This window comes from Megasphaera jansseni (assembly GCF_047974155.1).
Lineage (GTDB): Bacteria > Bacillota > Negativicutes > Veillonellales > Megasphaeraceae > Megasphaera.
On the sequence record NZ_JBHYRR010000114.1, the window covers coordinates 1 to 230 of the forward strand.

Annotated in this window: 1 protein-coding gene; it reads right to left on the bottom strand. The window is 54.8% G+C overall.

All coding sequences use genetic code 11. From position 1 onward, the window contains the following. Window positions 1–230 (bottom strand): hypothetical protein (locus ACE418_RS13595; RefSeq protein ID WP_416451096.1); only part of this gene is annotated, 230 nt, incomplete at both ends.

A 230-nucleotide genomic window follows, 5' to 3' on the forward strand; every position in this document is an offset into this window, starting at 1 on the left:
CGTCATAAGCGGCCTTATTCTGGATGTCTTCCAGGTGCAGGGTGCCGGTCGTCAGGTGATTACGGTTGGCATCAGCCATGCTGGCGATGACAGCCCCTTTGAGTTGGGTATCCTTATTCACATCCACATCATACCCTTGGTCACCGGCATAGATACCGGCCTGTTCGGTCACGCTGGCGTAATCACTGGTCGTCTTCCCACGGCTGTACGAAGCGTTTCCACTTTTCGCT